Annotated in this window: 22 protein-coding genes, 1 tRNA gene and 1 pseudogene; 16 read left to right on the top strand and 8 right to left on the bottom strand. The window is 72.8% G+C overall.

The features are described 5' to 3' along the window. Positions 1-190 (bottom strand): annotated as a pseudogene (locus tag AB0I06_RS30580) (hypothetical protein); the annotation flags it as partial. 299 nt (positions 191-489) lie between these two features. On the opposite strand from AB0I06_RS30580, the gene AB0I06_RS30575 reads away from it, so the two are divergent. After that, a complete protein-coding gene (locus tag AB0I06_RS30575; RefSeq protein ID WP_363122081.1) occupies positions 490-1,941 on the top strand; it encodes a hypothetical protein in 1,452 nt (483 codons plus the stop codon). A gap of 7 nt (positions 1,942-1,948) precedes the next feature. On the opposite strand, the gene AB0I06_RS30570 is transcribed toward AB0I06_RS30575, so the two are convergent. Continuing rightward, the gene (locus AB0I06_RS30570; protein WP_363122080.1) at positions 1,949-2,542 is read right to left on the bottom strand and encodes a histidine phosphatase family protein; all 594 of its coding nucleotides are present in this window, start codon (positions 2,540-2,542) and stop codon (positions 1,949-1,951) included. 187 nt (positions 2,543-2,729) lie between these two features. On the opposite strand from AB0I06_RS30570, the gene AB0I06_RS30565 reads away from it, so the two are divergent. The 7 genes from AB0I06_RS30565 to AB0I06_RS30535 all read left to right on the top strand — a co-directional run bounded on the left by AB0I06_RS30565 (position 2,730) and on the right by AB0I06_RS30535 (position 8,988). Next, positions 2,730-3,683 carry a phosphatase PAP2 family protein gene (locus AB0I06_RS30565; RefSeq protein WP_363122079.1) on the top strand — a complete coding sequence of 318 codons (954 nt, stop codon included), beginning with the start codon at positions 2,730-2,732 and terminating at the stop codon, positions 3,681-3,683. Further along, on the top strand, positions 3,634-4,755 hold the full coding sequence (locus AB0I06_RS30560; RefSeq protein WP_363122078.1) for a hypothetical protein: 1,122 nt from the start codon (positions 3,634-3,636) through the stop codon (positions 4,753-4,755). The genes AB0I06_RS30565 and AB0I06_RS30560 overlap by 50 nt, the downstream gene beginning before the upstream one ends. Beyond that, positions 4,746-6,338 (top strand): hypothetical protein, encoded by a 1,593-nt coding sequence (locus AB0I06_RS30555; RefSeq protein ID WP_363122077.1) that lies wholly within the window; start codon positions 4,746-4,748, stop codon positions 6,336-6,338. Before AB0I06_RS30560 ends, AB0I06_RS30555 begins: the two co-directional genes overlap by 10 nt. Further along, entirely contained in the window at positions 6,335-7,669 is a 1,335-nt protein-coding gene (locus tag AB0I06_RS30550) for an AAA domain-containing protein (RefSeq protein ID WP_363122076.1), read from the top strand. The genes AB0I06_RS30555 and AB0I06_RS30550 overlap by 4 nt, the downstream gene beginning before the upstream one ends. A gap of 156 nt (positions 7,670-7,825) precedes the next feature. After that, a complete protein-coding gene (locus AB0I06_RS30545; RefSeq protein WP_363122075.1) occupies positions 7,826-8,194 on the top strand; it encodes a hypothetical protein in 369 nt (122 codons plus the stop codon). A gap of 133 nt (positions 8,195-8,327) precedes the next feature. Continuing rightward, on the top strand, positions 8,328-8,924 hold the full coding sequence (locus AB0I06_RS30540; RefSeq protein ID WP_363122074.1) for a bifunctional DNA primase/polymerase: 597 nt from the start codon (positions 8,328-8,330) through the stop codon (positions 8,922-8,924). Then, positions 8,915-8,988 (top strand) — tRNA-Lys (locus AB0I06_RS30535). Before AB0I06_RS30540 ends, AB0I06_RS30535 begins: the two co-directional genes overlap by 10 nt. Before the next feature lie 75 nt (positions 8,989-9,063). Here AB0I06_RS30535 and AB0I06_RS30530 read toward each other — a convergent pair. Further along, complete coding sequence (locus AB0I06_RS30530; RefSeq protein ID WP_363122073.1) at positions 9,064-10,329, bottom strand: M6 family metalloprotease domain-containing protein; 1,266 nt, start codon at positions 10,327-10,329, stop codon at positions 9,064-9,066. Between the two features lie 307 nt (positions 10,330-10,636). Between AB0I06_RS30530 and AB0I06_RS30525 the strand changes: the two genes are divergently transcribed. After that, positions 10,637-12,502 (top strand): bifunctional diguanylate cyclase/phosphodiesterase, encoded by a 1,866-nt coding sequence (locus AB0I06_RS30525; RefSeq protein WP_363122072.1) that lies wholly within the window; start codon positions 10,637-10,639, stop codon positions 12,500-12,502. Here AB0I06_RS30525 and AB0I06_RS30520 read toward each other — a convergent pair. Further along, complete coding sequence (locus AB0I06_RS30520) at positions 12,472-13,566, bottom strand: LLM class flavin-dependent oxidoreductase (RefSeq protein WP_363122071.1); 1,095 nt, start codon at positions 13,564-13,566, stop codon at positions 12,472-12,474. The two genes, AB0I06_RS30525 and AB0I06_RS30520, sit on opposite strands and share 31 nt — an antisense overlap. Positions 13,567-13,658: 92 nt before the next feature. Beyond that, positions 13,659-13,928 (bottom strand): hypothetical protein, encoded by a 270-nt coding sequence (locus AB0I06_RS30515; RefSeq protein ID WP_363122070.1) that lies wholly within the window; start codon positions 13,926-13,928, stop codon positions 13,659-13,661. Between the two features lie 261 nt (positions 13,929-14,189). Here AB0I06_RS30515 and AB0I06_RS30510 point away from each other — a divergent pair, with 261 nt between their 5' ends. Further along, on the top strand, positions 14,190-14,327 hold the full coding sequence (locus tag AB0I06_RS30510; protein ID WP_363122069.1) for a hypothetical protein: 138 nt from the start codon (positions 14,190-14,192) through the stop codon (positions 14,325-14,327). Between the two features lie 424 nt (positions 14,328-14,751). Here the strand turns inward: AB0I06_RS30510 and AB0I06_RS30505 are convergent, their stop codons facing one another. Next, positions 14,752-15,483, bottom strand: coding sequence for a decarboxylase (locus AB0I06_RS30505; protein ID WP_363122068.1), 732 nt, complete (start codon positions 15,481-15,483; stop codon positions 14,752-14,754). Further along, positions 15,480-16,295: an aspartate/glutamate racemase family protein gene (locus AB0I06_RS30500; protein WP_363122067.1), complete on the bottom strand. Its 816-nt coding sequence runs from the start codon at positions 16,293-16,295 to the stop codon at positions 15,480-15,482. The genes AB0I06_RS30505 and AB0I06_RS30500 overlap by 4 nt, the downstream gene beginning before the upstream one ends. Positions 16,296-16,461: 166 nt before the next feature. Here AB0I06_RS30500 and AB0I06_RS30495 point away from each other — a divergent pair, with 166 nt between their 5' ends. Both AB0I06_RS30495 and AB0I06_RS30490 read left to right on the top strand, forming a co-directional pair. Then, the gene (locus AB0I06_RS30495) at positions 16,462-17,409 is read left to right on the top strand and encodes a D-2-hydroxyacid dehydrogenase (protein ID WP_363122065.1); all 948 of its coding nucleotides are present in this window, start codon (positions 16,462-16,464) and stop codon (positions 17,407-17,409) included. Positions 17,410-17,426: 17 nt separating this feature from the next. Beyond that, positions 17,427-18,839 carry an amidase gene (locus AB0I06_RS30490; RefSeq protein ID WP_363122064.1) on the top strand — a complete coding sequence of 471 codons (1,413 nt, stop codon included), beginning with the start codon at positions 17,427-17,429 and terminating at the stop codon, positions 18,837-18,839. On the opposite strand, the gene AB0I06_RS30485 is transcribed toward AB0I06_RS30490, so the two are convergent. After that, positions 18,820-19,314 (bottom strand): DUF3830 family protein, encoded by a 495-nt coding sequence (locus tag AB0I06_RS30485; protein WP_363122063.1) that lies wholly within the window; start codon positions 19,312-19,314, stop codon positions 18,820-18,822. The two genes, AB0I06_RS30490 and AB0I06_RS30485, sit on opposite strands and share 20 nt — an antisense overlap. Before the next feature lie 209 nt (positions 19,315-19,523). On the opposite strand from AB0I06_RS30485, the gene ehuB reads away from it, so the two are divergent. The 4 genes from ehuB to ehuA are packed head-to-tail and all read left to right on the top strand — an operon-like array spanning position 19,524 to position 22,510. Next, positions 19,524-20,363: an ectoine/hydroxyectoine ABC transporter substrate-binding protein EhuB gene (gene ehuB, locus AB0I06_RS30480; RefSeq protein ID WP_363122062.1), complete on the top strand. Its 840-nt coding sequence runs from the start codon at positions 19,524-19,526 to the stop codon at positions 20,361-20,363. Beyond that, positions 20,360-21,076, top strand: a complete 717-nt coding sequence (gene ehuC, locus AB0I06_RS30475; protein ID WP_363122061.1) for an ectoine/hydroxyectoine ABC transporter permease subunit EhuC — start codon at positions 20,360-20,362, stop codon at positions 21,074-21,076. Before ehuB ends, ehuC begins: the two co-directional genes overlap by 4 nt. Then, the gene (gene ehuD / locus AB0I06_RS30470) at positions 21,073-21,723 is read left to right on the top strand and encodes an ectoine/hydroxyectoine ABC transporter permease subunit EhuD (protein WP_363122060.1); all 651 of its coding nucleotides are present in this window, start codon (positions 21,073-21,075) and stop codon (positions 21,721-21,723) included. The genes ehuC and ehuD overlap by 4 nt, the downstream gene beginning before the upstream one ends. Next, positions 21,713-22,510: an ectoine/hydroxyectoine ABC transporter ATP-binding protein EhuA gene (ehuA, locus tag AB0I06_RS30465; protein ID WP_363122059.1), complete on the top strand. Its 798-nt coding sequence runs from the start codon at positions 21,713-21,715 to the stop codon at positions 22,508-22,510. The genes ehuD and ehuA overlap by 11 nt, the downstream gene beginning before the upstream one ends. Positions 22,511-22,548: the final 38 nt, after the last annotated feature.

Below are 22,548 nucleotides of genomic sequence, written 5' to 3'. Positions count from 1 at the left end.
CCAGGAAACCGAGGGTGTCGCCGCCGTCGTGCAGCACGGGCCCCACCGCGTCGGCCGGTCCGCGCCGCAGGATGTCGACCGCCTCCAGCCCCTGCCGGGCGGGCACCGTCACCACATCGCAGCCGGCGGCCGGTGCGCCCGGCGGTCTGCACGGCTGGGCACGAAAGTCGTTGATCCGGCTGGTCTCCATCCCGGCCTCCACCACGAAAACCCCTGCTTGGACGAGCGGTCGGGAGTCGGGGGCCTCCCGGTCCGCACAGTTCAACGCGGCAGACCGTCAACGGCTACGGCCGACGTCAGCCGCAAAGGATGGCACTTCATGGCAGATCACGGATGAGATATCCGGTTTGTAGCAAAACCCAGCGTGGTGGCTTCATCACAGCAGGTACGTTCTTGCCCGCCGGACACGGGGCGCACGCCGTGGACGAACTCGCGTCGAGTCCCCTCGAATCCGGCATGGTTCGACGGTTCGCACGAGAGGACCCGGCCATGGCGTCGTCACCGCTGACCTCGTCCCGACCCGACCGGCCGGCACGGCCGAACCTCGTCTTCCGGGGGCTGCGCGGACAGCGCTCACCGGCCGAGTTCGCCGCGGCGGTCCGCCGGGCCGGACTCGAGATCGGCGAACAGGTCAGCTGTGACGCGCGCTACATCGGACGGGTCGAGGCGGGCGAGATCCGCTGCCCCAACTACGCATACGAACGGGTGTTCCTGCACATGTTCCCAGGCCGCACGCTCACCGACCTCGGGTTCGCGCCCCGCTCATCGGTACGCGGACGCCGGGCGCGCGACACCGAGAACGCGCCCCTGCCGCGCACCGCGAACCCGGCGAACACCACGAGTGAGACCAGCGGAGCGTGTGAGCCGTATGAAACGCAGTACCCGTACGACCCGCACCACCCGCACGACACCTACGAGGAGAGCGACGTGCTACGTCGCGCGTTCATGACCGGCGGAGGGGCCACCGTGGCCGCCGCCTCACTGGGGCCTGTCGGCCTCGCCCTCGACGCCGCGGCGGCTCAGCGCCCCGTGCGCCGCGCCGGGACGAGCGAGGCGGGCGCCCTGGAAGAAGCCGTCCGCCGGATCCGGCTGCTGGACGACCGGCACGGGGCCGACGGCCTCTACCGTCGCGCCGCCGCCCCGCTGCGTGCCGCCTACGCCCTGCTGGACGCCGGCACGACGCGGCGGACGACGGCGGACCGGCTCTACTCGGGCGCCGGGGAACTGGCCATCTCCGTGGGCTGGCTGGCCCACGACTCGGGGCGCTTCGACGACGCCCGCTCCCACTACGCCGAGGCGCTGGCGACCGCCCGGATGACCGGCGACCCCGGCCTGGAGGCGCACGCCTTCTGCAACACGGCGTTCCTCGCGCGGGACGCGGGCCGCCCGCGCGAGGCGGTCCGGGCCGCCCAGGCCGCGCAGCGCGTCGCCCGGCCCGTGGGGTCGGCCCGGCTGATGTCGCTGCTCGCGCTGCGCGAGGCGGGCGGCTGGGCGGGGCTCGCCGACCGGGTGGGCTGCGAGCGGGCGCTGGCCCGGGCGCAGGCCTTCTTCGAACGGGGCCCCGCGGATGCCGACCCCGAGTGGATGAGCTTCTACGGCGAGGCCGAACTGGAGGGTCTGGAGGCGCAGTGCTGGTCCACGCTCGGCGACTGGCCCCGGGCGGCACGGCACGCCCGGCGGGCGGCCGAGCTCCAGGATCCGCACTTCACCCGGAACATCGCCCTGTACACGGCGGAGCTGGCCGACGACCTCGCGCGCGGCGGCCGGCCGGACGAGGCGGCGGTGGCGGGGATGCGGGTGCTGGACCTGCTGGAGGAGGTCCAGTCGTCCCGCGTCCAGACCATGCTGGCGGCCACGGCCCGGGTACTGCTGCCGCACCGCAGGGCGTCCGGGGTCTCGGCGTTCCTGGAGCGGCACGCCTCGTCCCCGCGGATGGCCTAGGGCCGACTCAGGCGAGGTGCCCTATGTCGTTCCAGCTCTCGATCGCCGGTTCTCCGTAGGCCCAGCCGAGGACGGACAGCGACGTCGGGTTCAGCCGTATGCGGGCCGCGAAGTCGATCGGGAGGCCCAGCCACCGCGCGCCGATGGAGCGCAGGATGTGCCCGTGGGCGAAGACCAGGACGTCGCGGTCCTCGGAACGGGCCCAGGAGACCACCTCGTCGGCCCGGGCCGTCACCTCGGCGAGGGACTCCCCGGCCGGGACGCCGTCGCGCCAGATCAGCCAGCCGGGCCGGACGGCCTGGATGTCCGCGGGGGTCATGCCCTCGTAGCTCCCGTAGTCCCACTCCAGCAGGGCGTCCCAGGTCCGGGCGCGGTCGCCGAAGCCGGCCAGCTCGCAGGTCTCCCGCGCGCGGGAGAGCGGGCTGGTGCGCACCTCGACGCCCTCAAGGCCCTCGTACGGCGGCCGGTGCAGGCGCTCGCCGAGGAGCTTGGCGCCGCGCCGGCCCTCCTCCAGGAGCGGCACGTCGGTCCTGCCCGTGTGCTTGCCGGACAGGGACCACTCGGTCTGTCCGTGGCGGGCCAGCAGGATGCGCGCGGCCATGAGGCACCTTTCCGGAAGAGAAACGCAAGGGGAACTCCTCCATCATCGCGCACGGCCCGTACGGGCAACCCGGGGGGCGATCTCTGCGTCTTTGAGGGCCGGAGGCGCCCCCCGGTGCGGGCGCACACACCGTAAAGTGGCACGGCCGACCGGGCTACGCGTGAGACTGAAGGGGGAGGGCGATCGGATGCCGCACACCGAGACACCGGGCACCGAGGCGGCTCCCGCACCGAGGTTGCGCTGGTGGACGGAGCTGCCGCTCCTCCTGCTGGTCTACGCGTGCTACACGGCGGGCCGGCTCCTCGCCCGGGGTGACGTCTCGACGGCCGTCGACCACGGCCTGGCGATCCTGCGGATCGAGAAGGCGGTGTACCTCAACGCCGAGCACCCGCTGAACCGCCTGTTCACGCGCGAGCCGTGGATAGGCATACCCGCCGACTTCTGGTACGCGTCGCTGCACTACGTGGTCACGCCGGCCGTGCTCGTCTGGCTCTTCCGCTCGCACGCGGTGCGCTACCGCGCCGCGCGCACCTGGCTGATGACGTCGACCCTCATCGGCCTGATCGGGTTCACACTGCTGCCGACCTGCCCGCCCCGGCTGCTCGACGCGAGCCACGGCTTCGTCGACACCATGGCCCAGTACAGCTCCTACGGCTGGTGGGGCGGTGCGGCGAGCGCGCCGCGCGGCATGGGCGGCATGACCAACCAGTACGCGGCGATGCCGAGTCTGCACGTGGGCTGGGCCCTGTGGTGCGGGATCATGCTGTGGCGCTTCGGCGGTACGCGCCTGATGAAGGCGGCCGGCGTCGCCTACCCGCTGATCACCACGATCGTGGTCATGGGCACCGCCAACCACTACTTCCTGGACGCGGCCGCGGGCGCGCTCGTCATGGGCGCCGGTCTGCTCCTGGCGCCGGTCGTGATGCGCACCGCCGACCGTGTGAAGGCCTCGTTCGCCCCGGCCGCCGCAGCGGTCCCGGCGGACTCTTCCGCCGCTGGTTCCCCGATTGTCAGTGCCGGATGCCAGACTTCCGCGGGTGAGCGAATTCCACGGCAGCGCGAGTCGCGGCTCGCAGCGGGAGCCGAGCCGAGTGCCTCCCCCAAGGACGCGGGGGACGGCGCTCCGGCACCGGCTCGCTGAGCTGCGCGGCCCCGACGTCCCCGCGAAGGCACTGGACGCGCGCGCCCTGGCGGCGCTGGCCGCCAACCCGGGCTGCGCGCGGCGCGCGATCCTGGACGGGGCGGGGGTGAACAAGGCGGCGCTGGCGAGCGCGCTCGGTTCGCCGTCGGCCTTCGGGCAGTCGCAGTTCGCGCTCACGCGGGGCAACGCCTTCGAGGCGAAGGTGAAGGCCGACGGCGGCGCGGAGCTGCTGCGGCTGGTGCACGAGAAGCTGGACCGCTCCGCCGAACCCCCTGCCCGGGCGCGCGTGCCCGACCTGACGGCGACCGGCCCCCAGGGGCGCACGGCCCGTACGGCGCTGGAACTGCGGGAGGCCGCCGGGCACCCGGGCGCGTGGACGCTGCTGGACCACCCGATGCTCGCGCTGGACGTCGCGGGCTCCCCGGCGTACCTGGAGCCGGACGCGGTCGTGGTGCACCCGGACGGCAGCTGGACGGTCGTGGAGATCAAGTCGTTTCCGCTGCTGGACGGTTCGGCGGACCCGGCGAAGGTCGGGGCCGCGGCGCGGCAGGCGGCGGTGTACGTGCTGGCGCTGGAGGAGGTCGCCGCGCGCCTGGATCCGGCCCCGCGCGTGCGGCACCGGATCCTGCTGGTCTGTCCCCGGGACTTCTCCAACCAGCCCGCGGCCTCCGCCGTGGACATCCGTAAACAGCGGGCGGTGACGGCGCGCCAGCTGGCCCGGCTGACCCGTGTCGAGGACATCGCCGACGCGCTGCCCGAGGGCACGTGCTTCTCGACCGAGCTGCCCGCCGAACAGCTGTCGGCTGCCGTGGAGTCGGTCCCGGCGACCTATGCGCCCGAGTGCCTGTCCGCATGCGAGCTGGCCTTCCACTGCCGGTCCCGGTCCCGCCAGGAGGGCGCGGTGGCCACGCTCGGGCGGCCGGTCCGGGCGGAGCTGGGCGCTCTGACGACCGTGGAGGACGTCCTCGCGGCCGCGCGCGGCGAGGCGGGCGATCCCGACGACCCGGCCGTGGCGGCCCTGCGGCGGGCGGCGGCCCTGCGCGCCGAGGCGCTGGAGGCGGCGTGTCGCTGATCTCCACCCTGGCCCGCCTCGAAGCGGTCAGCACCGGCCGCGCGCAGCCCGCCGCCACCGTCCGGCACCGGCATCTCGGTGAGCGTCCGCTGGTGTTCGTGCCGCTGACCACCGCGGGTGAGGCCGGGGCCCCGCTGGGGGCGCTGGTCGGCACGGACCGGGACGCGCCGCGTCTGCTGGCCGTCCCGCAGCCGCGCGACCGTGATCTCAGGTTCGCGTTCCTGGCCGAGCTGGCCGACATCGTGCTGCCGTACGTCGACGCCTTCGCCGAGACCGTGGAGGCCGCCGAGCGCACCGAGACCGATCCGGAGACCGGCAAGCGCGTCAAGGTCGAGGTCGACCTGTGCGCGGACGCGCCGCAGCTGATCGTGCCGAGCCGGGCGGGCATCGAGCTGGTGCGGCTCCTCGGGCGTTCCATGCGGTTCAGGCGCACGGCCGAGCAGGATCCGGAGGCCCCCTTCCCGGCGCCGCCGCGGGTGCCGCTGCTCGGGCGGTGGCTGACGCACTTCGGGGAGCGGGCCCGGGTGCCCGGTTCCTCGCTGCTGCTGGCGATGACCGAGGTGCTGGGCCGGCACTGGGCGACCGGGCAGTCCTCCCTCGAGGACCAGCACCTGGGGGCGCTGCTCGCCTGGATCGACCCGCCGGAGGGCGTCACCGGCGCCGAGGCCGCGCTGCGGGCCGAGCTGGAGCGGGACGCGCAGGGCCAGCTGATGTGCCCGCCGGCCGGTCCGGCCACCGACCCGGCGTTCGACAACAAGCTGCTCGCCCCGGCCATCGAGCGCTACGACCGTGCCCGTACCGCCCTCGCCGCCGCCGAGGACGGTCTGGAGGCCGACGACCGGCTCGGGGCGCTGACCGCCGCCGAGCGGGAGATCCGCGATCTGGTGCTCAGCCGCACCCGGCCCACCTGGGACGCGGTCTGGCGGGGCCTGGACCTGCTGCGGGAGCTGCCCGAAGGGGCGCGGGTCGAGGAGCGGTGGACCCGCGACCGCTGGTCGTTCACCGGCCACCGCGACCGGGTCCTGGCCGGCGAGCCCCCGCAGCCGCGCCGCGACGACGCGGTCACCGCGGCGAACAAGCTCGCCACACGCGAGCGCGAACAGGCCCGGCTCGAGGCCCAGGAGGCCCTGGACGATCCGCTGGTGATGGCCGGCCGCCGGCTGGCCGGGGAGGCGTTCGCGGGTGAGGTCACCGATGTCGTGATGGCGTACAGCGAGGGCAAGCGGCCCAGCCCGCGCCCCCTGGTCACGGTGCGCACGGACGACCGGCCGCATCTCGGCGAGCGGACGAAGGTGTACCGGTCGCTGGGCGGCAAGCCGCAGTCGGCGGAGTTCGTCACGGCCGAGGAGGACGGCGGGTACGTCGTGCTGCGGATCCTCGACAAGATGGGCCGCGGCAAGGAGCCCGAGCCCGGGTCGGTGCCGGAGAAGGGCGACCGGCTCTGCTTCACCCTGTTCGAGCACGAGCAGCGGGGCGGCGCGAAGCTGCCCGACCCGGAGGAGACACCGTGGACGCACGGCGGGCCGCCCGGTGAGGCGGCCCTGGAGCCCGCCGACCCGGTGACCGAGGAGGACGTGCTGTGACCACCGTGTTCGACCCTTCGGCCGCGGCGGCGCAGGCGACCGACGCGATCCTCCACGACACGCTGCGCGGCACCGCGCGCGGTGTCGTCGTGGACTCCCCGCCGGGCGCGGGCAAGTCCACGCTGGTGGTCCGCGCGGCCCTGGAACTGGCCGAGGCGGGGCACCCGCTGATGGTGGTCGCGCAGACCAACGCCCAGGTCGACGACCTGGTCCTGCGGCTCGCCGAGAAGAACCCCGAACTGCCGGTGGGCCGGTTGCACAGCAGCGACTCCGACCCGTACGACAAGGCGCTCGACGGGCTGGAGAACGTACGCAAGTCGGCCAAGGCGGCCGACCTCGCCGGGCTGGCCGCGGTGATCTCGACGGCGGCCAAGTGGGCGCACGTCAAGGTCGACGAGCCGTGGCGGCACGCCATCGTCGACGAGGCGTACCAGATGCGGTCCGACGCGCTGCTCGCGGTGGCCGGGCTGTTCGAACGGGCGCTGTTCGTGGGCGACCCGGGGCAGCTCGATCCGTTCGCGATCGTCGGCAGCGAGCAGTGGGCGGGCCTGGCGTACGACCCGTCGGCCTCGGCGGTGACGACCCTGCTCGCGCACAACCCCGACCTGCCCCAGCACCGGCTGCCGGTCTCCTGGCGGCTCCCGGCCTCCGCGGCGCCCCTGGTCTCGGACGCGTTCTACCCGTACACGCCGTTCCGCAGCGGCACCGGTCCCGGCGACCGGACCCTGGCCTTCGGCGTGCCGTCGGACGGCTCGGGTCCCGACCGGGTGATCGACGAGGCAGCCGAGTCGGGCTGGGGCCTGCTCGAGCTGCCCGCCCGGCACACGCCGCGCACGGACCCGGAGGCGGTCCGGGCCGTGGCACAGGTCGTCCGCCGTCTGCTGGACCGCGGCGGCGCGGCGATCTCGGAGCGCTCAACCGAGCCCTCGCCCCTCACCGCGGACCGGATCGCCGTCGGCACGGCCCACCGGGACCAGGCGGCGGCGGTGCGGGCGGCCCTGGCCGTCCTCGGCGTCACCGACGTGGTCGTGGACACCGCCAACCGGCTGCAAGGTCGTGAGTACGACGTCACAGTCGTCCTCCATCCGCTGTCCGGCCGCCCCGACGCCACGGCCTTCCACCTGGAGACCGGCCGCCTCTGCGTCCTGGCCTCCCGCCACCGGCACGCCTGCATCGTGGTCTGCCGAGCGGGGGTGAGCGACCTGCTGGACGACTATCCCTCGACGGAGCCGGTCCAGCTGGGCACGGTGGTGAAGTTCCCGGACGGCTGGGAGGCCAACCACGCGGTGCTGGCGCACCTGGCGGAGCACCGGGTGGCGTGGCGGGGGTGATCCGGCCGGAACTCGACGGGTCCCGGGCGGCATGACGAACGCCGGTGGTGCGGCGGCCGTATCCGCTACGGCGATGCCCACTTGCGCGCCCGCGAGACAATGGACGGTGGCCCGCTCCACCGGGAGGGTCAGCGCGATGTACGAGGAGGAGACACCATGGCGGAGCCCACGCCGCGTCGGAACGAGCCGCGGCTACGCCCCGCGCCCCTGCTCTTCGAGCCCGCGGAGGCGGCCTCCGACCCCGAGCACTTCTTCGATCTGGAGTCGATCGACGACCCCCGGGCGCTGCTGTCCCGGGCGACGGAGCTGACGCTGGCGTTCCGGGCCGCGGCGGACCGGGCGGTGGAGTTCCAGGCGATGGCGGCGGCGCAGCTGGCCGATCCGCGCAGGTTCGACCGGCTGACGACCGCGGACATCGCCGAGCGGGCCGAGTGGACCGAGGACTACGCCAAGAAGATGGTCGAGTTCGGGCGGGGGCTGATGCGGGGCGACGCCGAGGGCCGCAGGCCCGGCGACACCGCCTGACCGCACGGGCACAGACCCTTCCCGCTCCCATGGCATATGCCAGGCGGGCAAGATACCCCTCCCCACCCCGTCCTGTCCCGATTTCCCGCAACCCATGGGAACCGGGCGCTCACGGCGGGTAGACCTGGGTGCCATGAGCAGCGCATGGAACGCCTCCGATGTCACCCCGGACGGGGCCGCCTGGCTCGCCTCGGCAGGAACGTATCCGCGAAGCACGCTCGCCCTCTGGGAGGAGCGGCCGGGCGCACCGGTCGTGCTGTCGTGCGGGTCGGTCTTCGACGTGGTGAGCGCGCCCGCGATGTTCGGCCGGCGGATGCTGGACCGGCTGTGGGACGACGGCCCCGGCTCGGGCCCGGTCGCCCAGTTCCGGGGGCGGATGCTGCTGTTCGCCGCCCCGGGGACGGCTCAGCGGCTCCCCGCGCTGCTGGAGTGGGAGGAGTGGGGCGCGCGGGACGGCCGGGACACCCGCCGTACGGATGCCGTACCGCCGCTGCTGTGCCACGGCACCGGTGACGCGGTGACCGTTCCGGCGCCGTCCGGCCCGGCCGGGGCCGAGCCCCGCCGCACCTCCCGCTGGCTCGTCGCTCCCGACACCCGTCAGCCCTGGCTTCCCGGCCCCGAGGTACTGCTCTGGGCGGCCGTCCGGGCGGCCCGCTCGGCGGTGCGGATTTCGATTTTTCCTCCCGCCGACCAGGGTGCTAAGGTCTACGACGTCAGCAGGCGCCGCTAGCTCAGTTGGTTAGAGCAGCTGACTCTTAATCAGCGGGTCCGGGGTTCGAGTCCCTGGCGGCGCACAGACGGTGAAAGGCCCCTCGCGGAAGCGAGGGGCCTTTCGCGTGCCGTCGAAGGAGTCCGTCAGCAGGAGTCCGTCAGTAGCCCACCGCGATCTTCACCGTCCAGGCCCCCGAAGCCGTACGCCCCTCCACCTTCACCCGCACGCCCTCCCCCGGCACCGTGAAGCTCTCCCCGATGCCGATCGGCGCGTCCGCGAGGGGCGGGTAGACGGAGTCCTCCCAGCAGGCCTCGGTGCGCGGATGGGCGTCGATCACCTCGATGGGGCCGCTCCCGGACCGCGTCCCGCCCCGCACCCGGTACACGAGCACGCCCTGCCGGCACGCGGCCTCGTCGTTGCCCACCGGTCCCCGCGCCTCGAGGGCTAGCACGCTCTCAGGTCCCGTCCGCACCACGGCGAGCTTGGTGCCCCGCCCGAGTCCGAAGGGCTGCGAGCCCGCGGTCCGCGGCGCCGGTCCTCCGGGCCCCGCCGCCAGAGGCTCCAGGGTGAGCCGGGCCGGCCCCGCGTCCTGGACACACCGCACCTGCCGGGGATCGAGCCAGCCCAGCTTCCACTTGTGCCAGGCGAAGAGGTCGGGGGCGAGTCCGAACTGGCTGCCCATCAGGTCCCAGTCGCCGACGTGCGTGTCCCAGTCGCCCTTGCCGTCCACGGGCCGGTGGTACAGATCGGGCAGGTCGAACACGTGCCCTGTCTCGTGGGCGAGGACCAGCCGGTCGGGCGGGTGCTGCTCGAACACGGTGACGATCCGGCGCAGGTCGGTGCCGTCGGCCCGTAGCGGGCTCGTCAGGTTCACCACCTTGGTCGCGTCGGAGTCCACGCCGGGTGCGTCCGGGTCGGCGACGAAGTACACGACGTCGTAGCGCGAGAAGTCCACCTGCGGGTCGGTCACGGAGAGGGCGTCCCGCAGGTACGCGGCCCGGTGCTCGGGGCTCCAGTCACGCCGTATGTCGTACGCGGTGGACGGCTTCGGCATCCGGATCCAGTGCCGCAGCGCGTGCGGGCGCAGGGTGAAGCGGCCGTAGGACGCGCGTTCGAAGAAGTGGGTGGTGGACGGGAAGTGGTCGGCGGTCAGCTCCTGCGGGGTGGTCAGCGGGTGGGCGTCCGGGAACGACAGGAAGACCATGACCGCGTCCAGGGCCCGGGCCGGGCGCGGATAGGCGGCGTTCCAGGTGTCCAGGCCCTCCGAGTGGTGGGCGTCGGTCCGCGTCAGCGCGCACGGCACGGCCGAGCCGGACCCCGCCGCGGAGGGGCCGATGCCCAGGGAGGTGGCGGCGAGCGCGGACATGGTGGTGAACACGGCCGCGGTGCTGCGCAGTCGGGCGCGCGGAAACGGACGCGGCACAGGTACCTCCGGGTGCGGTTCGCGGGACACCGCACCCAGCCTGTGGTGATTTGTCGTACCGCGCCCTGTTTGCCTGCACCGGTCGGGTGAAGGGGCCGAAAAAACCCGGAAGCCGACACCCCCGAAGCACTCACAGAACGTCACAACTGGTCGGGGGCCTGAAGAAGCCGTCCAGGTGCGTGCAGAAACGATCTGGCAGAAGGGCCGGTTGGCCGGGAAGGCCGGACACCGGCTGGAAGGCCCCGGGGCCAGCCTCTATGATCGGCACACTTTCCTGACCTTTCCTGCACGGACAGAGATCGAATACATGCGGGAGCGAGCGGTGAGCGGAACCTTCGAAGGGCCGGCGCCCGCGGCAGACCCGGACCGGCCGGTCGTGACAGAGAGTGAGATCCATACGTCTCCCCGTACCGAGCCCCCCTCCCGGCAGCCCTACCGCTCCGTCTTCGCGGCCGCCCCGCTCGCCATGGCCGTCGTCGACCGCGAGGGCTCGGTCGTCAGCGCCAATGGCGCGCTCGCCGCGCTGCTCGGCGGCAGCCCGGAGGAGCTCGCCGGGTCCGTCGCCGCCGACCTGGTCGATCTGACCTCCGACGCCCGCACCTGGCACGCGTACCGGGAGGTGCTGCGCGGCCGGCAATCACGGCTGCGCTGCACGCGCCGGCTCAAGCACCCCGACGGGCATTCCCTGTGGGTGCAGGTGACGGTCGCTCCCCTGCCCGCCGAGGACGGCGCTGTGCTGCTGTCCGTCGCCGACGTCAGCGCCCGCCGGGAACTCCAGGCCCGGCTGCGGCACTTGCAGATGCACGACCCGGTGACGCGGCTGCCCAACCGCACGCTCTTCTTCGAGCGGCTGTCGGCGGCGCTGGAGGCGGAGTCGTACGAGCAGAGCGGCACCGGCCGGATCGGGCTGTGCTACCTGGACCTGGACGGCTTCAAGGCCATCAACGACACCCTCGGCCACCGTGTCGGGGACCGGCTGCTGGCCGCCGTCGCCGAGCGTCTGACGCGTTGCGCGGACGAGGCCGGTCACGCCCGGACCAGCATCCCGCTGGTGGCACGGCTCGGCGGTGACGAGTTCGCGCTGCTGGTCGAGGACTCCACCGGCACCGAACAGCTAGCCGAGCTGGCCGAGTCGGCGCTGCGGGCGGTCCAGGACCCGTTCGACATCTCCGGCCAGCGGCTGTCGGTCTCGGCGTCGATCGGGGTCGTGGAGCGGCACGCGGCGGGCACCACCCCCACCGCGCTGATGCAGGCGGCGGACACCACGCTCTACTGGGCGAAGGCCGACGGCAAGGCCCGCTGGACCCTGTTCGACCCGGAGCGCAACGCCCACCGGATGACCCGCCAGGCCCTCGCCTCCACGCTCCGCCCGGCCATCGACCGGGGCGAGTTCCAGCTGGAATACCAGCCGCTGGTGGGCATGGAGGACGACCGGCTGCACGGGGTCGAGGCGCTCATCCGCTGGAATCATCCTCAGTTCGGCGTACTGACGCCGAATCGGTTCATCGGACTTGCCGAGGAGGACGGTTCCATCGTCCCGCTGGGCCGCTGGGTGCTGCGCACGGCCTGCGAGCAGGCCCGCCGGTGGCAGCTGGACCACCCCGGTGAGCCGCCGATCTTCGTCAGTGTGAACGTGGCGGTGCGGCAGGTCTGGGACTCGGACCTGGTGGCCGACGTCGCCGAGACCCTGGCCGAGACGGGCCTCGCGCCGCATCTGCTCCAGCTGGAGCTGACCGAGTCGGCGGTGATGGGCTCGGCGGGCCGGCCGTTGCAGACGCTGAAGGCCCTGAGCGACATGGGGGTCCGCATCGCCATCGACGACTTCGGCACCGGCTACTCGAACCTCGCCTATCTGAGCCGGCTGCCGGTGTCGGTGCTGAAGCTGGACGGATCGTTCGTGCGCGGCTTCCAGTACGACGACCGGGAGGCCGCCGCCCGGGCGAACCCGGCCGACGAGGTCGTCGTGGAGGCGATGATCCAGCTCGCGCACCGGCTCGGGCTGACCGTCACGGCCGAGTGCGTGGAGACCTCGGCCCAGGCGACCCGGCTGCGCAGCATCGGCTGCGACACCGGACAGGGCTGGCTCTACTCCCGTCCGGTGCCGCCGGACCGCATCTCCGAGCTGCTGGGCACGCCGGACGTTCAGGCGGAGGCGGGCGTCGCCAACCCGTAGGCGTCGGCGATGAGTTCGTAGGAGCGGACGCGGACGTCCCCGCCGTGCGCGTTGGCCGTGATCATCAGCTCGTCGGCGCCGGTGCGCTTGGCGAGGTCGTCCAGGCCCACGCGGACCTCGTCCGGGGTGCCGTGGATGACGTTGGCGTTCCAGGAGTCGACGAACTCGCGCTCCATGGGGCTGAAGGTGTAGGCCTCGGCCTCCTCCGGGCTGGGCACCAGACCGGGGCGGCCGGTGCGCAGCCGGACCATGCTGAGGGCGGCGGCCAGCACCTGGCGGCGGGCCTCGCGCTCCTCGTCGGCGGCGAGTGCGGAGACGCCGATCAGGGCGTACGGCGCGTCGAGCACCGCGGACGGCTGGAAGGACTCGCGGTACAGGTCGAGCGCCGGGATCGTGTTCCGCGCCGAGAAGTGGTGCGCGAAGGCGAAGGGCAGGCCCAGGGCGCCGGCCAGACGGGCGCTGAAGCCGGACGAGCCGAGCAGCCAGACCGGCGGGCGGTGCGGGGACTGGACGCCGCCGGGGGACGTGGCCTGCACCGGGCCCGGGACGGCGTGGACACGGCGGTACGGGTGGCCGTCGGGGAAGTCGTCGTCGAGGAAGCGGGTCAGTTCGGCGAGCTGCTGCGGGAAGTCGTCGGCGCCCTCGTCCAGCCGGTCGCGGCGCAGGGCGGCGGCGGTGGCGCCGTCCGTGCCCGGGGCGCGGCCGAGACCGAGGTCGATCCGGCCCGGGGCCATGGCCTCCAGCGTCCCGAACTGCTCGGCGATCACGAGCGGGGCGTGGTTGGGCAGCATCACACCGCCCGAGCCGAGCCGGATCCGCTCGGTGTGCGCGGCGAGGTGGGCCAGGATCACGGCCGGGGACGAGGAGGCCACGCCCGGCATGGAGTGGTGCTCGGCGACCCAGTACCGGTGGAAGCCGCGCTCCTCCGCGAGGCGGGCCAGCTCGACGCTGGTGCGCAGGGCGTCGGAGGCGGTGCGCCCGGCCCCGACGGTGACCAGGTCCAGTACGGAGAGGGGGACGGGGGCGCTGCCCTGGGCTGCGCCGCGTATCTCGTCTGCCGCCACGGTGGGGTGCCTCCTGCTGTGGGCCGTGTGCTGTCGTTCCGGCTGTAACAGGGGACTGTCTCCGGTTATTCCCGGTCAGGGCGCCGGGAGCTTCAGGCGGCCCGCTCCCAGTCGCTGCGCGCATTGTCGTGCGGGGGCGGGCGGTCGGCCTTCTCCCGGGCCCGCAGGACGCTCCACGCGAGGGCGCTCGCGCCGGCGAGCCACCAGGGCAGAAGCCACGCGACGCCCCACCAGGAGACCTGGGGATCGAGGAGGGCGTCCACGGCGGCGGAGGCCATGGCCGCGGCCAGGCTCCAGCACAGCAGACGCCCGGCCAGCTGGACAGCGCTTGCAGAGGATCTGAACGGGCCCTTTTCGGCCATCGGGGAGTCCTTCACGGCACGACTGGCTGCGGATGTGGCCAGTGTGCACGGGATGGACCACAGAAGGGGAACGCGCTTTCGGTCAACCCAAGGGCTGTTCGAGGCGGCGGAGTTGAGCATTCCTCAGCTGTCAACAGGCGGTTGGAGCGGTTATGCCCCGTACTGCCCCGAACAAGGGGTGGGACCGATTCCGGCCCGTATGCAGGGAGCGTTCGAGGGCACGGCCCCCTTTTCTCGACCGCTGCGGGGCACTGGAACTCCATGACGACCAGTGCCTACCGGGTGGCGCGGACCTCCGGCTGCCTCAAGACGGTGTTCGCGGTGGCCGTCGCCATGAATCTGGCCGAGGCCCTCCGGGATCCGGACGGCGTCGCCTGGACGGCGGCCCGGGCGTGGTGAGCGTGCTCTTCACGGTCGCCCTCGTCACCTACATGGTGCTGCGGGTGCTCCGGTGGCGTCGCGCGCGGAGCGACCGTCCGTGAGCGGGAGCGGGAGCGGGAGCGGGGCCGGGCTGCGTGCCCGTCTGCGCGGCGCGGTCGCGGCGGGTTGCTTCGGGGCCGTGATGGCCGGACCGCAGGAGCTGTTCGACTCCGGTGTCGGCTGGGACTTCCTGATGGCCCTGTCGGTCGGTGCCGTCACCGGCTCGGCCGTGGGCTTCGCGTTCCCCTCAGTGCTTCGCCGTGACCGCGGTGCGCGGCCCGACCTCCCGCCACCGCCGCATCCTCCGCCCCCACCGCCGGAACGGAGGACTTGACCCCGGGGTGACTCGGAACACTGCCTCCTCGCCCCCCGTGGCAGCGGGCGAGGAGCGGGCCTTGCGGCCTCAGGCCTGGACGAGTGGCTCCCTCGTGAAGAGGGCTCCCAGTTCCGGTGCGTTCACTCGCCGGTCCGCCAGGCGCAGGGCCTCCCAGACCGTGACCTGGTTGGCGGTGAGGACCGGCTTGCCGAGTTCCTTCTCCAGGGCCGGGATGTGGGCCGCCGTGTGCAGGGCCGTGTCGGGCAGGAGGAGGGCCTCGGCGTCGGGGTGGTCGGAGTTCCGGGCCAGGGCGAGGAGCTCGCTCTCGCCCCACGTGCCGACCTCGGCGGCCGTGATGACGCCCGAGCTGTTCACCGACACGACCTCCACGCCGGCCACGTCCAGGAAAGCGGTGAAGAGCCGCGCCACGTCCTCCGGATACGTGGCCCCGACGGCGACCCGCCGCACCCCGAGCTCCCGCACCGCGTGCGCGAACGCGAAGGACGTGGACGAGGCGGGCATGCCGGCCGTCTGCGCCAGCGTGCGGACCTGCTCCTGGGCGCCCTCCCAGCCGTAGACGAAACTGCCGCTGGTGCAGGCCCACACCACCGCGTCCGCACCGGCGTGCCGCAGTTCCTCGACGCCCGCCGCCAGCCGGCCCGCGGAGCCCATCTCGAGCAGCGCGTCCACCCGGTGCGCGTCCTCACCGATGTCGGTGTGCACCAGGTCCACCCGGATGTCGCTGCCCAGCAACTGCTCGATGCGCGGATAGTCGTCCTCGGCGGAGTGGCCCGGGTAGAGGAATCCCAGTGCTGTCATGTCCAGCCTTCCTGCTGCTGCTCTTCTTCCGGCAGTACGGGACCGGGGTCCGCCCCCGGCGCTGCGGGACCGGAACGCGCCGCCGGATTGATCAGCGCCTGGTACGGCCCCACCGCACGGGTACCCAGTCGGCGCAGTGCCGCCCACATCGTCACTTGGTTGGCCGAGATCACGGGGATGCGCAGCTCGGCCTCCAGTTGGGGGATCACGTCGTACGTGGGCAGGTTGGTGCAGCTGATGAACAGCGCGTCGGCGTCGTCGCGTACGGCCTGCCGCGCCATGTCCACGACTTCCCGGTAGGGGACCTTCCAGATGTGCCGGGTCAGTCCCATGAAGGCGCAGCCGGCCACCGCGACGCCGGCCTGGGCGACGTAGGCCTCCAGCGACCGGGTGACCGAGACGGTGTACGGCGTCACGAGTGCCACCCGCCGTACGTCCAGCTCGACCAGGGCCTCCAGCAGCGCGCCGGAGGTGGTGACCGCCGGTACGGCCCCGGCCCTGCTCATCGCCTCGCACATCGCCCGCTCGCCCATCGTGCCGCCGACGAAGCTGCCCGACGTGCAGGCGTAGGCGACCACCTCGGGGGCGATCGCGGTCAGGGTGCGGACCGCCTCGCTCAGCGTCTCGTGCTCGCTGACCAGGCGGGCGAGGTCCAGACTCACCTCGACCGGCACGTACGGGGTGCGGGTTACATGGAGGGAGACCGCGTCCGGCACCCAGCGCCACAGCTCGCGGTCGAGGGCGAAGTCGAAGGGGGCGACGACGCCGACCCCACGCTGCGGGGCGGGCCCGCCGAGAAATGAGACGTCCATGGCAGGCACCGGCCTCACGCTGGGCAACGAGTGTGCAACGGATCGTGGGAACGCCCGTGTTGACGACGGTAGGTTCGGGTGCGAGCGTGGTCAATCCGCCCGGATCGCTCCTCGGCCGAGACCGGGCCGACCCGTCGCCACCGACCGGCCGGAGGAACGGCTGCTCATGCCCAACCCCACCCTCCTCGTCCTGGACGCCGAACCCCTCCCCCGCCTCGGGCGCCTCACCGGTCACGCCCGTGTCGAGCACACCGACGCGGCGGGGCTCGCCGAGCGCCTGCCGCGTGCGGATGTCCTCTTGGTATGGGACTTCACCTCGCACGCCGTGCGGGACGCCTGGCCGGGAGACGGTCCCCGGCCGCGCTGGGTGCATACGGCGAGCGCCGGTGTGGACCATCTGATGTGTCCGGAACTCGCGGCTTCCGACACGGTGGTGACGAACGCGCGCGGCGTCTTCGACCAGCCGATCGCGGAGTACGTCGCCGCGCTCGTGCTGGCGATGGCCAAGGACCTGCCGGGGACGCTGGAGCTCCAGCGGGAGCGGACCTGGCGCCACCGCGAGACGCACAAGGTCGCCGGGACCCGGGCCGTCGTGGTCGGTTCGGGGCCGATCGGCCGGGCGATCGCGCGCACCCTGGGAGCGCTGGGCGTCAAGACCGCGCTCGTGGGCCGCGCCGCACGCCCCGGCGTGCACGGCCCGCAGGACACGGACCGGTTGCTGGCCCGCGCCGACTGGGTGATCGCGGCGGCACCGCTCACGGACGAGACGCGCGGGATGTTCGACGCCCGCCGCTTCGGCCTGATGCAGCCCTCCGCCCGGTTCGTCAACATCGGCCGCGGTCGGCTGGTCGTGGAGGACGCGCTCGCCGAGGCCCTGGCCAAACGCTGGATCGCGGGGGCCGCCCTGGACGTCTTCGAGACCGAACCCCTGCCCGCCGAGCACCCGTTGTGGCGGGCCCCGGGCCTGATCGTGTCCCCGCACATGAGCGGCGACACCGTCGGCTGGCGTGACGAACTCGGCGCGCAGTTCGTGGAGTTGTACGAACGGTGGGCTGCCGGGAAGCCGCTGGAGAACGTGGTCGACAAGCAGCGTGGGTATGTACCCGGACACTGACGTTCCCGGGAGGGTGGATGACCGAGCTCACCGAGCTGACCGCCGTACGGCTCCTCGAGGGGTACCGCAAGGGCGAGTGGGGTCCCGTGGAGGCGACCAGGGCGGCGCTGGAGCGGGCCGAGGCGATCCAGCCGGAGGTGAACGCCTTCGTCCGGCTGACCGCCGAGGACGCGCTGGAGCGGGCCCGGGAGTCTCAGGAGCGATGGCGGCGCGGTGAGCCGCGGGGGCTGCTCGACGGGGTGCCGGTCACCGTCAAGGACATCCTGCTGCTGCGCGGGGCGCCGACCCTGCGGGGCTCGAAGTCCGTGGACCCGGCGGCCGGGCGGTGGGACGAGGACGCCCCCTCCGTGGCCCGGCTGCGGGAGCACGGGGCGGTGTTCCTCGGCAAGACGACGACCCCCGAGTTCGGCTGGAAGGGCGTGACGGACTCGCCGCTCAGCGGGATCACGCGCAACCCGTGCGACCCCTCGCGCACCGCGGGCGGTTCGAGCGGCGGCAGCGCGGCGGCCGTGGCGCTCGGCGCGGGGCCGCTGTCGCTGGGCACGGACGGCGGCGGCAGCGTCCGCATCCCGGCGTCGTTCTGCGGGATCTTCGCGCTGAAGCCGACGTACGGGCGGGTGCCGCTCTACCCGGCCAGCGCGTTCGGCACGCTGGCGCACGTCGGGCCGATGACCCGGGACGCGGCGGACGCGGCGCTGCTGATGGACGTCATCGGCCAACCGGACGCGCGCGACTGGTCGGCGCTGGCCGCCCCGGCCGGTCCGTACACGGACGCCCTGGCGGGCGGGGTGCGCGGACTGCGGGTGGCGTACTCGCCCTCGCTGGGCGGGCAGGTGGCGGTGCGGCCGGCCGTCGCGCGGGTGGTGCGGCGGGCGGTGGAGCGGCTGGCGGAGCTCGGCGCGTACGTCACGGAGACCGACCCGGACCTCACCGACCCGGTGGAGGCCTTCCACACCCTGTGGTTCAGCGGGGCGGCCCGGGTGACCCGGCATCTCGGCCCGCACCAGCGGGAGTCGCTCGACCCGGGCCTGCGGGAGATCTGCGCGCGGGGCGCCCGGTACTCGGCGCTGGACTATCTGGCCGCGGTGGACGTGCGGATGGACCTGGGCCGCCGGATGGGCCGCTTCCACGAGACCTACGACCTGCTCGTCACGCCGACCATGCCGATCACCGCCTTCGAGGCGGGCGCCGAGGTGCCGAAGGGATCCGGCCTCCGGCGGTGGACGGGCTGGACCCCGTTCACCTACCCGTTCAACATGACGCAGCAGCCCGCCGCGAGCGTGCCGGTCGGCGTGGACGGGGACGGCCTGCCGGTCGGACTCCAGCTCGTGGCCGCCCGGCACCGGGACGATCTGGTGCTGCGGGCGGCCCACGCGCTGTACGAGGCGGGGGCGGCCTCCGCCGGCCGGTCTACGCCCTCCGGAAGCTGAGCGTCTCCCCCGCCGCTCCCGACCTCCACAGGTCGTTGCACGCCTCGGCCATGGTCTCCAGGCCGTCGACGACCTGGCCCCAGACGATGCCGGGGACCCAGCCGACGTCGCCGTTCAGCAGCAGGTTGTTGCGCTCGTAGAACAGGGCCAGGTCGACGAGCGTGGTCCCGGCGCGGACCTCGCGGTCGTAGCCGTAGGCCTTGGTCCCCAACTCCGCCCCGGCGAAGGTGAAATAGCACAGATCGCCGGGGATCGGGGTGATGGTCGGGTTCTCCAGGGGTGGCTCGGCTCGGGCGAAGGGCGGGAAAAGGGCGTAGATCTCGTTGCGTGCGTACTTCGCGTGGTAGACGTCGCCGGCCAGCGGAAGGGAATCCCAGACGGCCGCGCAGGTGATCGGCGCGCGGTCGTCCAGCAGCCTGGCCGTGCAGGTGACGTCGCGCTTGACCAGCGAGACTTCGATGTAGCGATCAGCCATGCCCTCCATGGGAGTGCCCACCGCCGCCGCGGTCAAGGGCGCGCGGGACGAGTGCGGGGCTTGAAAAGGTCGGCATAACCCGGATGCGGTCGGGTAGCCGCGCGCCCATGGCTCCACCACTGAGAAGCCCACACAGAAGCACACTGCGAAGTCCCGAACCCATATCCGGGCCCCCCTTCGGGTCCACACGCCGGTCGCTGCTCGCGGGGGTGGCGGCGCTCGGCGCGCTGGGTGCCGCCGGTTGCAGCAGGGTCGCCACCGCCTCGGACGTCGAGGGCGGTGATCTGCTGGACCGGCTCCGGGCGGCGGGCGTCGTCCGTCTCGGCATCGCGGGCGAGATCCCGTTCGGCTTCATCGACAAGGACGGCGAGCTGACCGGTGAGGCACCGGAACTGGCCAAGGTGATCTTCAAGCGGCTCGGCGTCGACCGGGTGCAGCCGGTGCCCACCGAGTTCGGGTCGCTCATCCCGGGCCTGAACAGCCAGCAGTTCGACGTCGTGGCCGCCGGGATGTACGTCAACCCCGAGCGCTGCGAGCAGGTCGTCTTCGCCGACCCCGACTACCAGATGCTCGACTCGTTCATCGTGCGCAAGGGCAACCCGAAGGGGCTGCACAACTACCAGGACGTGGTCGAGAAGAAGGCCAGGTTCGCCACCGGGACCGGTTACGCCGAGATCCAGTACGCCGTCGAGGCGGGGTACGAGGAGAGCGAGATCCTGATCGTCCCGGACCAGGTCGCGGGCCTGAACGCGGTCGAGGCGGGACGCGTGGACGTGTTCGCCGGCACCGCGCTGACCACCCGTGAGGTGGTGAAGAAGTCGTCCAAGGCGGAGGCGACCCGGCCGTTCGCGCCGCTCGTGAACGGCAAGCCGCACGTCGACGGAGGCGCCTTCGCGTTCCGGCCGACGGAGACCAACCTGCGGGACGCCTTCAACGTGGAGCTGCGCAAGCTCAAGAAGAGCGGTGAACTCTTCCGCATCCTGCGGCCCTTCGGGTTCACGAAGGCCGAGATGACGGATCTGACCGCGAAGGAGCTGTGCGGCGGATGACCTCCGGACTCTGGGAACTCGTGCTCAAGGGCGTCTGGGTCACGATCCAGCTGCTCGTGTGCAGCGCCCTGCTGGGCGCCGTGGTGTCCTTCGTCGTCGGCGTGGCGCGCACCCACCGGCTGTGGATCGTCCGCTTCCTCGCGGGCGTCTACACCGAGGTGTTCCGCGGCACGTCGGCGCTGGTGATGATCTTCTGGGTGTACTTCGTGCTGCCCATCGCCTTCGGCTGGCAGCTGGTGCCGCTGTGGGCGGGCACCCTCGCGCTCGGCCTGACCTACGGGGCGTACGGCTCCGAGATCGTGCGCGGCGCGCTGAACGCGGTCGACCCGGCGCAGCAGGAGGGCGGGATCGCGCTCAGCTTCACGCCCTGGCAGCGGCTGCGGCTGATCCTGCTGCCGCAGGCGGTGCCGGAGATGATCCCGCCGTTCTCCAACCTGCTGGTCGAGCTGCTCAAGGGCACCGCCCTGGTGTCGATCATGGGCATGGGCGACCTGGCGTTCAGCGGCAACCTGGTGCGCCTGGCGCTCCAGGAGAGCGCGGAGATCTACACGATCGTGCTGCTGATCTACTTCGTGATCGCCTTCGTCCTGACCCGTGGGATGCGCGGCCTGGAGCGCAGGCTCAAGTCCGGCACGGGCAGGCCGGTCGGGAGCACGCCCGACCAGGAGCTGGACCGCCCGCAGACCACCGGTGTGGGAGGTGCTGTCGCATGAAGTGGGACTGGAGCGCTGTCAGCGGCTTCCTGCCGCACCTGTGGGACGGTCTGCTGGTCACCGTGCAGATCCTGGCCCTCGGTTCGCTGATCTCCTTCGCGCTGGGCCTGGTGTGGGCCCTGCTGATGCGGACGCCCTCGCGCTGGGTGACCTGGCCCGTCGGCGTGGTCACGGAGTTCGTGCGCAACACCCCGCTGCTGGTGCAGCTGTTCTTCCTCTTCTACGTGCTGCCCGAGTGGGGCCTGACCTTCTCGGCGCTGAGCACCGGTGTCTTCGCGATCGGGCTGCATTACTCGACGTACACGATGCAGGTCTACCGGGCCGGCATCGAGGCCGTGCCGGTCGGCCAGTGGGAGGCGGCGACGGCGCTGAACCTGCCGCTGCGCCGGACGTGGACCGCGGTGATCCTGCCGCAGGCGGTGCGCCGGGTCGTCCCGGCCCTCGGCAACTACGTCATCTCCATGCTCAAGGACACGCCGATGGTCATGGCGATCACCGTGCTGGAGATGCTCGGCCAGGCGCGCCTGTACTCGCAGGAGCACTTCCAGTTCACCGAGCCGCTGACGGTGATCGGCGTGGCCTTCATCGTCATTTCCTACCTGGCCTCCCTTGCCCTGCGAGCCCTGGAGCGACGCCTTGCCCACTGACACCCTCCCCACCCCCGGGACCGGCCCCGAGAAGGACCCCGTCCGCAGCAGCGGCGAGCTGATCCGGCTGGAGCAGGTCACCAAGCGGTTCGGCGACAACACCGTCCTGGACCACCTGGACTTCTCGGTCGACGCCGGCAGGCACGTCACCCTGATCGGGCCGTCCGGCTCCGGCAAGACCACGATCCTGCGGCTGCTGATGACCCTGCTCAAGCCCGACGAGGGCACCATCACGGTCGACGGGCAGCAGCTGTTCCCGGCCTCCGACAAGCAGGTCCGCGAGGTCCGCAAGAAGATCGGAATGGTCTTCCAGCAGTTCAACCTGTTCCCGAACATGACGGTGCTGCGCAACATCACCGAGGCGCCGGTCACCGTCCTCGGCCTGTCGAAGGACGAGGCGGTGGAGCGCGCCAAGGGCCTGCTCGACATGGTGGGCCTGGCCGACAAGTGCGACGCCCACCCGGCCCAGCTCTCCGGCGGCCAGCAGCAGCGGGTGGCGATCGCCCGGGCCCTGGCGATGCGCCCCCAGGTGCTGCTGCTGGACGAGGTGACCTCCGCGCTCGACCCGGAGCTGGTCGCCGGCGTGCTCGACGTCCTCAGGGACATCGCCCGCTCCACCGACATCACCATGCTCTGTGTGACCCACGAGATGAACTTCGCCCGGGACATCTCCGACCAGGTACTGATGTTCGACTCGGGCCGGATCATCGAGTCGGGCCCGCCGGAAAAGATCTTCGGCGACCCGGAGCTGGACCGGACACGGGAGTTCCTCAGCGCAGTGCTGTGACTACCCTCCGCGACCAGGCGGAATCCTGAGCCCTCCGG

The sequence above is a fragment of the Streptomyces sp. NPDC050674 genome, from assembly GCF_040654575.1.
Lineage (GTDB): Bacteria > Actinomycetota > Actinomycetes > Streptomycetales > Streptomycetaceae > Streptomyces.
The sequence above is the reverse complement of the archived record's forward strand: the minus strand, read 5'-3'. Positions and strand labels throughout refer to the sequence as shown.

Coding starts and splice junctions, on each gene's coding strand:
- AB0I06_RS30490 (WP_363122064.1), top strand. CDS start 17,427: ATGACCGAGCTCACCGAGCTGACCGCCGTACGGCTCCTCGAGGGGTAC.
- AB0I06_RS30505 (WP_363122068.1), bottom strand. CDS start 15,483: ATGACAGCACTGGGATTCCTCTACCCGGGCCACTCCGCCGAGGACGAC.
- AB0I06_RS30540 (WP_363122074.1), top strand. CDS start 8,328: ATGAGCAGCGCATGGAACGCCTCCGATGTCACCCCGGACGGGGCCGCC.
- AB0I06_RS30575 (WP_363122081.1), top strand. CDS start 490: ATGGCGTCGTCACCGCTGACCTCGTCCCGACCCGACCGGCCGGCACGG.
- ehuC (WP_363122061.1), top strand. CDS start 20,360: ATGACCTCCGGACTCTGGGAACTCGTGCTCAAGGGCGTCTGGGTCACG.
- AB0I06_RS30545 (WP_363122075.1), top strand. CDS start 7,826: ATGGCGGAGCCCACGCCGCGTCGGAACGAGCCGCGGCTACGCCCCGCG.
- AB0I06_RS30515 (WP_363122070.1), bottom strand. CDS start 13,928: ATGGCCGAAAAGGGCCCGTTCAGATCCTCTGCAAGCGCTGTCCAGCTG.
- AB0I06_RS30485 (WP_363122063.1), bottom strand. CDS start 19,314: ATGGCTGATCGCTACATCGAAGTCTCGCTGGTCAAGCGCGACGTCACC.
- AB0I06_RS30525 (WP_363122072.1), top strand. CDS start 10,637: ATGCGGGAGCGAGCGGTGAGCGGAACCTTCGAAGGGCCGGCGCCCGCG.
- AB0I06_RS30570 (WP_363122080.1), bottom strand. CDS start 2,542: ATGGCCGCGCGCATCCTGCTGGCCCGCCACGGACAGACCGAGTGGTCC.
- AB0I06_RS30495 (WP_363122065.1), top strand. CDS start 16,462: ATGCCCAACCCCACCCTCCTCGTCCTGGACGCCGAACCCCTCCCCCGC.
- AB0I06_RS30500 (WP_363122067.1), bottom strand. CDS start 16,295: ATGGACGTCTCATTTCTCGGCGGGCCCGCCCCGCAGCGTGGGGTCGGC.
- AB0I06_RS30565 (WP_363122079.1), top strand. CDS start 2,730: ATGCCGCACACCGAGACACCGGGCACCGAGGCGGCTCCCGCACCGAGG.
- AB0I06_RS30510 (WP_363122069.1), top strand. CDS start 14,190: ATGACGACCAGTGCCTACCGGGTGGCGCGGACCTCCGGCTGCCTCAAG.
- ehuD (WP_363122060.1), top strand. CDS start 21,073: ATGAAGTGGGACTGGAGCGCTGTCAGCGGCTTCCTGCCGCACCTGTGG.